The sequence below is a fragment of the Rhizobium sp. SG570 genome (assembly GCF_012275345.1).
Classification (GTDB): Bacteria; Pseudomonadota; Alphaproteobacteria; order Rhizobiales; family Rhizobiaceae; genus Rhizobium; species Rhizobium lusitanum.
The window spans coordinates 90258-97372 of sequence record NZ_JAAZQI010000022.1 but is presented as its reverse complement, the minus strand read 5'-3'; the positions used below and the strand labels follow the sequence as shown (position 1 = coordinate 97372).

The 7115-nt window shown below is 57.8% G+C and carries 9 protein-coding genes and 3 pseudogenes; 5 read left to right on the top strand and 7 right to left on the bottom strand.

What is annotated here, in order from left to right; genetic code table 11:
* A pseudogene (locus FHT28_RS30765) lies at positions 1 to 95 on the top strand (IS5/IS1182 family transposase); the annotation flags it as partial.
* Here FHT28_RS30765 and FHT28_RS30760 read toward each other — a convergent pair.
* A complete protein-coding gene (locus FHT28_RS30760) occupies positions 54 to 863 on the bottom strand; it encodes a LysR family transcriptional regulator (protein WP_168598281.1) in 810 nt (269 codons plus the stop codon). The pseudogene FHT28_RS30765 and the gene FHT28_RS30760 overlap by 42 nt on opposite strands.
* Before the next feature lie 172 nt (positions 864 to 1035).
* Here FHT28_RS30760 and FHT28_RS30755 point away from each other — a divergent pair, with 172 nt between their 5' ends.
* Positions 1036 to 1674, top strand: a complete 639-nt coding sequence (locus FHT28_RS30755; protein WP_168598280.1) for an NAD(P)H-dependent oxidoreductase — start codon at positions 1036 to 1038, stop codon at positions 1672 to 1674.
* 28 nt (positions 1675 to 1702) lie between these two features.
* Here the strand turns inward: FHT28_RS30755 and FHT28_RS30750 are convergent, their stop codons facing one another.
* From FHT28_RS30750 to FHT28_RS30730, 5 genes are all read right to left on the bottom strand, one after another.
* Positions 1703 to 1930 carry a hypothetical protein gene (locus FHT28_RS30750; RefSeq protein ID WP_168598279.1) on the bottom strand — a complete coding sequence of 76 codons (228 nt, stop codon included), beginning with the start codon at positions 1928 to 1930 and terminating at the stop codon, positions 1703 to 1705.
* Complete coding sequence (locus FHT28_RS30745; RefSeq protein ID WP_168598278.1) at positions 1927 to 2925, bottom strand: GlxA family transcriptional regulator; 999 nt, start codon at positions 2923 to 2925, stop codon at positions 1927 to 1929. Before FHT28_RS30745 ends, FHT28_RS30750 begins: the two co-directional genes overlap by 4 nt.
* Before the next feature lie 417 nt (positions 2926 to 3342).
* Entirely contained in the window at positions 3343 to 3957 is a 615-nt protein-coding gene (locus tag FHT28_RS30740) for a TlpA disulfide reductase family protein (protein ID WP_168598277.1), read from the bottom strand.
* Complete coding sequence (locus tag FHT28_RS30735) at positions 3950 to 4465, bottom strand: hypothetical protein (RefSeq protein WP_168598276.1); 516 nt, start codon at positions 4463 to 4465, stop codon at positions 3950 to 3952. Before FHT28_RS30735 ends, FHT28_RS30740 begins: the two co-directional genes overlap by 8 nt.
* Before the next feature lie 4 nt (positions 4466 to 4469).
* Positions 4470 to 4856: a DoxX family protein gene (locus FHT28_RS30730; RefSeq protein ID WP_168598275.1), complete on the bottom strand. Its 387-nt coding sequence runs from the start codon at positions 4854 to 4856 to the stop codon at positions 4470 to 4472.
* A gap of 79 nt (positions 4857 to 4935) precedes the next feature.
* On the opposite strand from FHT28_RS30730, the gene FHT28_RS30725 reads away from it, so the two are divergent.
* Together FHT28_RS30725 and FHT28_RS30720 are read left to right on the top strand one after the other, a co-directional pair.
* The gene (locus FHT28_RS30725) at positions 4936 to 5868 is read left to right on the top strand and encodes a LysR family transcriptional regulator (protein ID WP_168598274.1); all 933 of its coding nucleotides are present in this window, start codon (positions 4936 to 4938) and stop codon (positions 5866 to 5868) included.
* A 237-nt stretch (positions 5869 to 6105) separates the two neighbouring features.
* Positions 6106 to 6246 (top strand): annotated as a pseudogene (locus FHT28_RS30720) (IS6 family transposase); the annotation flags it as partial.
* Between the two features lie 142 nt (positions 6247 to 6388).
* Here FHT28_RS30720 and FHT28_RS30715 read toward each other — a convergent pair.
* Entirely contained in the window at positions 6389 to 6925 is a 537-nt protein-coding gene (locus FHT28_RS30715; RefSeq protein WP_246704994.1) for a transposase, read from the bottom strand.
* Here FHT28_RS30715 and FHT28_RS36520 point away from each other — a divergent pair.
* A pseudogene (locus FHT28_RS36520) lies at positions 6926 to 7093 on the top strand (IS6 family transposase); the annotation flags it as partial. It abuts the gene before it with no gap.
* Between the last annotated feature and the right edge of the window lie 22 nt (positions 7094 to 7115).

Genomic DNA, 7115 nt, shown 5'->3' with positions numbered 1-7115 from the left:
CAACCCGATACGACAAACGCGACGACAACTTCCTCGCATCCGTCCAGCTAGCCTCAATTCGAATTTGGCTCCGATCTTATGAGTCGGTCACCTAGTGTCCCCGCAGCGAAGTCACGAGCCATGGACCACTCGCCGAAGCCGACTATGCCGATTCCCTGCCGTGCCGCTTCGAGCAGCGTGTCGATGTCGTTCGATCGATAACTTCCGGAAGGCAGGATTGTCTCGCGCAGAGAGCCCTTCCACATTCGCCACTCCGGTACCAGCACTGGCCCGGTATATCGAAGGAGGTTGTGATCCGCGAGCGCGCGGGGAGAGGCGGGAATCCCACGGCGATCGAGATAATCCGGTGACGCGCCGAGAACGATCCGGTGATCGCCCAGCTTGCGTGAAACAAGACGGCTGTCGCCGAGCGTGCCGAGACGCAACGCGGCGTCAAATGCTTCGCCGATGAGATCGACGTGTCGCTCGGCATAATCGACCTCAATTTCGAGACCCGGATAGCGGCGCGCAAAATCCGGCATTGCCGGCGCGAGCCATTGCCGCCCCATTGCCGCGGGAAAGGCCAAGCGCAGTCGGCCTTTGAGCTCGATACCGCCGGCGGCCGCTTCTTGCTCAGCCTCGAAAATGGCGTTGGTTGCACTCTGAATGCGTTCCGCGAGCTGGGCACCGGCTTCCGTTAGTCGAACCTGCCGCGTCGTTCTTTCGAGTAGACGCACGCCGAGGCGTCGCTCCAGCGCGGCGATGCGTTTGGACACAATGGTCGGGTGTCGGCGGAGCACGGAGGCTGCTGCGACGAATGACCCTTCTCGTGCAACGGCCACGAGTGCAGCAAGTTCGTCGGTCCGCGCTTGTTCCAGATGCATGATTATCGGATCGCCTCCAGATTGCTCGCAGAGAAGCAGCATTGCTGCACACGTTGCAGCATTATAGTGCGGGGAACCACAATTTTCCTAGCTCCGCAGTGAGGCTATCTCTGTTTCGACACGGCAGCGGCGCGGTCGCCGCCCGGATGCGAGACGAAAGAGGAAAGACGCGATGACGACTGTTAATCAACGTTTGGAATGGCGCTATGCGACCAAGAAGTACGACCCGAGCAGGAGTGTGGCCCCCGACGCGCTCTTGCGCATTGTTGAGGCCGTGCGGCTAGCACCGACGTCGAGCGGGCTTCAGCCCTTCGAGTTATTTGTGGTAAGCAACCCCGAAGTTCGCGCGCGGATTCGAGCTGCGGCCTGGGATCAGGCGCAAATCACCGACTGCTCGCATCTGCTGGTTTTTGCTGCCTGGGACGACATCACTGCTGATCGCGTCAACATGATGTTCGACCTCACCAATGAGATTCGAGGCTTCAGAAACGAAGGCTGGGAAAATTATCGCCAGAAACTGCTGGGTATCGTTGCCGCGCAGGGAAAAGAGGCCAATCATCAAGCTGCAGCGCGTCAGGCCTATATCGGCTTGGGCGTCGCCGTTATCGCGGCCGCCTTCGAACAGGTGGACTCGACACCTATGGAAGGCTTCGACCCGGCGGCGGTCGATGAGATACTGGACCTGCGATCGAGGGGGCTGCGTAGTGTAGCCATGCTATCGATTGGATATCGCGCGCCAGAGGGCGATTGGCTCGTGCATCTGAAGAAGGTCCGACGAAGCCGCGAGGACTTTGTCACCGATATCGTGTGATCCGGGCATCCGCAACTATCGCGATGGTCTATGCTTCGGGGGCGGCTTTTGACCACATCCGAAGATGCGAAGAGTAGGCGGCGACGAGCGTCTGCCGGTCCAAGCGCTTTCCCAGAACAACCAAACCGAGATCATCGCGCAGTGGCTTTCCGAAGCGATTGTCGCCGTGCGGGAACGGCTCGATCTCGCCGCGCCTCTCATGCCCTCTGCGCAAATACGAGGCGATCAGCGTCCCATGGACGTTGATGACCGTCACGTGTCGCAGTCTGCAAATGATTGTCGATCGTTCAAATGGTATGTGGCGTTGGTTTCCCGCCGCTGCCGATCGACGCGACGGATCGCCTGGGGCGACATACCGTAGAGTTTGACGAAGGCCCGCCGCATGCGCTCGGGATCTGTGAAGCCAACGGCTTGCGCTATCACCTCGATCGGTTCAGACCCGTCCTGCAATCGTGCGCGGGCTGCTTCCACGCGGAGACGTTCGACGGCCTTGGCTGGCGTCTCGCCGGTCTCCCGCCGGAATGCTCGTCCGAACTGGCGGAGGCTGAGATGTGCAGCGTCTGCAAGGCGTTCGATCGGTAGCGGCTCGTGGAGCCGATCGCGTGCGAAGGCCAACGCGATCCTTATGCGGTCGGACTCCGGCTCCATTTGAGAGATCGGGGCATATTGCGATTGCCCGCCGGCGCGGCGGTGATACACGACCAACTCGCGGGCTACCTTGCGCGCCAGTTCCACACCATGATCACCCTCGATCAGCGCCAAGGCAAGATCGATACCTGCCGTCACGCCTGCCGATGTCCAGACGCCGCGGTCGGCGATAAAGATCTTGTCGGCATCGACGTCCACGGACGGATAGCTCCGTTGCAACTGATGTGCCATCCGCCAGTGCGTGGTTGCGCGTTTTCCGTCGAGCAGTCCTGCCTCGGCCAGCAGGAACGCACCGGTGCACACACTAGCGATCCTGGATGTCCGCCTGGCAAGCTGCGCCACCGCCTGCACTTCGCCCGGTTTCAGCATAGGGGCGATGTCGCCGCCGGAAATGACGAGCGTGTTCACGCTGGCGTTGCCGGCCGCCACGGTGGTCACCGGAACGCCGCCACTGCTTGGCACGAGCCCACCGGCGCGCGATAGAACCTCAAGCCTGTAGAGCGGTCGCCCTGCGACCTTGGCCGCGGTCTCGAAGGCGGCGAACGGGCCAGCAAGGTCGAGGATCTGGTGACCCGGATAGACGAAAAATCCGACACTGTGCATGATGGCGTAATCTAAAGGATCTAGGTCCGTTGCGCCATACGCTCCTGCCTACATGATCCGCGTGAATCGGGGGACCCTTCCCATGCCCATTCTGATCCCACTCCACGAGGAGGGTTGGTGCTCCGCGCCGGTGCTTGAGTATGTGTAAATATCCGAAGATCCAGGAAGTCGGCAAGGCGATGACCTGAATGGGCACACGATCGAACGATCCGGATCAGGAAAACCAGCCGTCGCCTTCGAGCCAAAGAGCTCGTTGTTAAGATTTGGACCTGATCCGCTGATCACCATCCCGGCCTGCGGCCTTTTGGAAGGACGCAAATCAAGGCCTGACAGAAGACCGCATTCGATCACGCGTTCAAAAAGATCAAAAACGACTTGCACTACGGGCGGCAACCACAGAAGGCGACGCTGCCTCAGCTACTCGTAGTAGGAGATAAGTGCGCGACCGGCGTCATTCAACCAGTCGGCTGTCTCAACGATGTAGCCCGCAATCAGCCCGCCCGGTGTCACGAGATAGGTGATCGGCATTCCGTAAGTTGGAAATTGCCCATTGCCGTCGCCTGCCCCGTCCAATTCACCAAGCAGGCCGCTGGGATCTAGTGAAATCGAGAGACCTTGCACTCCTAAATCGGAAACAAATCCTTGAACGCTATCGCGGCCTGTCTTGTCGGTCGATATCGCCTCCACCTGGATGCGGTTTCCCATGGCTCGCTGCAATTCCGCCAGGGTCGGGAGATCGGTCTTGCAGTTTATACACCATGTCGCCCAAAAGCTCACCAAAGTCACTTTACCTGATTTTGGCGCGACTAGCTTCGGTGCCCCCGTAAGTGAGGAAAGGATCACGCTGTTCATCGCGCGTTGTGGCTCCAGTATCGTATACTGATGCCGTGCCGTCTCAAAGACGGGCGGATTGTCGATAGGATGTGCCGATACCCGGCGCGATGCCGTACTCACCGCCAGCCCTAGCCCTCCCGCGAGCAGGTTGCGACGCGTCGGTCCAGAATTCGTCGTATCGACCTTTTTGTCACGCATGGATATAGCTCCATCCCGCTTCCTGGAGTTCCACGACCCTGCCGACGCCATAAGGAACCACCTTCACCCCAAAGAGAAAGACGAGTTCGTGTCCTTCCTTCTGAGATGCAATCGCGGCCGATGAGCCGCAGACGCTTAATGTCAGGGTCGGTATCAAACGCCGAAGTGTGGCTAGCGGCTCGACGACAGTCGATGTATCGGCTCTCAGCATCTGAATACCCGAAGCATTGGCTACGATCTCTATCTCGAAAGGCTGCTTCGCATCATCATAGAGACGGGACAGGTTCATTGTTCCGCTAATCGCGTGGCCGATTACTTTTTCGTCTGCGCTATCGACCTGGAAGACGATCCGGTGACGTGTTTTTGACGAGCTTACCTTCGCGGCGCTCTCCGCATGACTGACGGTCGCGACGGCCACCCCTGCGATGCTCAGACCGAGCCCCTTAATCAAATGCCGCCGGCTCGTTCGATCAGTAGCCGAATTAAAAAGGACGATTGGGCCCACCATCGACTCACACTCTATGAGGTGTGAGTTGATCGCGCTGTAGATAAATTGCCGCCGCAGCGAAAAGTCCAATAACGATAGTGTGTATTACGTCTCCATGTAGAACGAACATTTGCGTGACAAATGCACCGATGCAAACGCAGGCAAGAAGAAGCGCGCCGTAGACTGAAAATGCCGGCCAGAGAATCAGAACCGCCCCAAGAAATTCAATCGCCGCCGTGAACAGACGGAACCATTGCCCAAGCCCGATTGTATTAAACTCGGAGATAATGTCCGTGCCTCCGAGAAATTTCATGGCGGCCGTCATCAGGAACAATGCAGCCAACGGCACCCTCAACGTCCATAGGGCGATCAGCAATTTCCGATTTCTTGTCGTTTCGAGGTTGACCGTCATCGCTAAACTCCTTGCGTCTATTGTCCCGGGTGTTATCTAAAGTTTCCGATATTCCGTCTAGTCGCTGAGGAGGAGACATATGGTTGCGAAATTGGAAACCTTCTCAGGGTCGCTTGCCGACATCAGAGCCTTCTGCACCGTCGTTGATTTTGGCACGATGTCGGCGGCAGCAAAGGAGTTGATTGAGACGAAGGGAAGCGTCAGCCGGCGTATCGCTAGGCTTGAGGCGTCGATCGGAATTAAACTGCTCGCCCGCTCGCCAAGGGCGGTCAGCATTCTGGATGAAGGTTTCGAGTTTTACGAAAAGGCGTCTGCTGCCTTAGCCTTGCTTGACGAGGCGCGTGAGACAGTCCGAACGTCGCAGGACGTCCTGCGCGGTTCAATTAGAGTGACAGCTTCCCATGACGTCGCCGCAGAAATCCTGCCCGGTTTGATCTCGGCTTTCCGCAAGAAACATCCGCAAATCAATTTCGAGATTATCGCTAGCGACACCACCCTCGATCTGATTACGAACAGGATTGACCTCGCACTGCGTGTAAAGGTTGGGGATCTTGCCGACAGCCCCTATCAAGCTGCGTTGCTAGCTGATGTCAACATCGGTCTTTTCGCCTCGCCCATCTATCTTAAAGGGCAAAGACATTTGGAAATGCCAAGCGATCTCGCTTCCCAGGAATTGATCTTGCCCCGAGAGAGGCCAGGGCCATCGCATATTTTACTCACCCGGGGACAGGAGGAAGTCCGGTTGGCACTCCGGCCGTCAATCCGTGCCAGCGATTTCGCCTGCGTTGTCAGACTCGCCGTCGCCGGAGCAGGAATAGCCTTCATGCCGACAATGCTTGCGGGTGAATGGATCGCACGCCGGGAACTTGTGCAGTTGCTTCCTGAGTGGGGGTTCCGAGGGCCGAAACTTTACGCGTTGACGGCAGCAGGAAGGCAAAAGCCAGCGCGGGTGAGGGAATTCAGAAATTTTCTCGCGCTGACGCTTAAGCCCTTTAGATCAGGCGCGACGTAGGTCGGCGTCAGAGCCGCCATTGCGTTTTCACGCGAAGTTTCAAGCGCTTATAAAGTGCATAGGCATCTTGTGATCAGGCCCCACGTTTTTAGGTCAGCCAACGGTGGCGTCGCCTGAACGGGGTGGAACCGTGGTGAGGATGTGTGTCCGGTATTTCAGGTAGCAATCGCGCCAGGGCTCTGTTGCAAAAATCCCGTTGATGTCCGAAAGATCGCCGAATTTTCAACGAGAATATCGATGAGCGATTTCAAGTGGCGTCATTTTCAGGGTGAAGTGATTTTGTGGGCGGTGCGATGGTATTGCCGATATGGGGTCAGCTACCGCGACCTTGAGCAAATGATGGGCGCACGGGGTGTGCCAGTCGATCAACCCACGATTTAAGACCTGTGAAGAAATCGGCCGATGAGCTGGCATAGGCTCAGGATGACCTCGATGGCCTGCTTCAATGTAGGGAAAGATCCGAACGTCAGATAGAATGGTTTTTGGGAGCTGGCGAACGGCCTATGGCGTGGATTTCCCCTTACACTGCCAGACTTGGCTTCCAGCGTAGTCTGATCCATTGCCGGACGCTATAGGCGAGGATGGCCCATGTTGCTTCCGCCCGCGCGTTCTGAAGACCCCGTACACGGAAGCGCCGCAGGCCTAGCGTTTCCTTCAGCCATGCATTCACGAATTCTGCCATCCGTGCCCGTTCACGCATCAGACCACGCGCCTCGGGTGTGGTCTGACGTTCTCGAAAAGAACTGACGACTGGGTCTTCCTGCGTGACGACGATGGATCGACCGTATCGCTTGTTACTCGAACAGCATTGATGTCGGCTGGGGCAGGACCAGCAATCGTTTTGGTTTGCTTGGTAGCGGATCATCTTTCTGCCGGGATGCGCCGAATGGCTGTGGCGGGCCGTTAGGTGTTTTCCTTCTGGACAAACATAAATGTCGGAGCTCGGATCGTACCGGAACTGCTCAGGCAAGAAGGCTTCTGCAACGCCGGCGCGCTGGAACCGCTGCTTCACCCTACCATCGGTTTGAACCCAAGGTCCGGCAAGCTCCACATTCATGTCATGCTCGCTTCGCGCAAAGGACAGGCTGCGATTTTCAACCTGACGGGCGACATCCGTGGCGAAGCTCGCATCGTTGAACGTGTTTTCGGCATCGGACCAAGCGTGCTGACGGAAGCGGTAGCACTGCTCGCTCAGAGTCTCGAAAACCGCGAGGCTGCCAGGTAAGCGACGTCCCAACCAACGGTCA

Excerpts from the sequence above, each read along its gene's own strand:
- FHT28_RS30735 (WP_168598276.1), bottom strand. The coding sequence starts at position 4,465 with ATGGTGGGCCCAATCGTCCTTTTTAATTCGGCTACTGATCGAACGAGC.
- FHT28_RS30740 (WP_168598277.1), bottom strand. The coding sequence starts at position 3,957 with ATGCGTGACAAAAAGGTCGATACGACGAATTCTGGACCGACGCGTCGC.
- FHT28_RS30715 (WP_246704994.1), bottom strand. The coding sequence starts at position 6,925 with ATGAATGTGGAGCTTGCCGGACCTTGGGTTCAAACCGATGGTAGGGTG.
- FHT28_RS30760 (WP_168598281.1), bottom strand. The coding sequence starts at position 863 with ATGCATCTGGAACAAGCGCGGACCGACGAACTTGCTGCACTCGTGGCC.
- FHT28_RS30745 (WP_168598278.1), bottom strand. The coding sequence starts at position 2,925 with ATGCACAGTGTCGGATTTTTCGTCTATCCGGGTCACCAGATCCTCGAC.
- FHT28_RS30725 (WP_168598274.1), top strand. The coding sequence starts at position 4,936 with ATGGTTGCGAAATTGGAAACCTTCTCAGGGTCGCTTGCCGACATCAGA.
- FHT28_RS30755 (WP_168598280.1), top strand. The coding sequence starts at position 1,036 with ATGACGACTGTTAATCAACGTTTGGAATGGCGCTATGCGACCAAGAAG.
- FHT28_RS30730 (WP_168598275.1), bottom strand. The coding sequence starts at position 4,856 with ATGACGGTCAACCTCGAAACGACAAGAAATCGGAAATTGCTGATCGCC.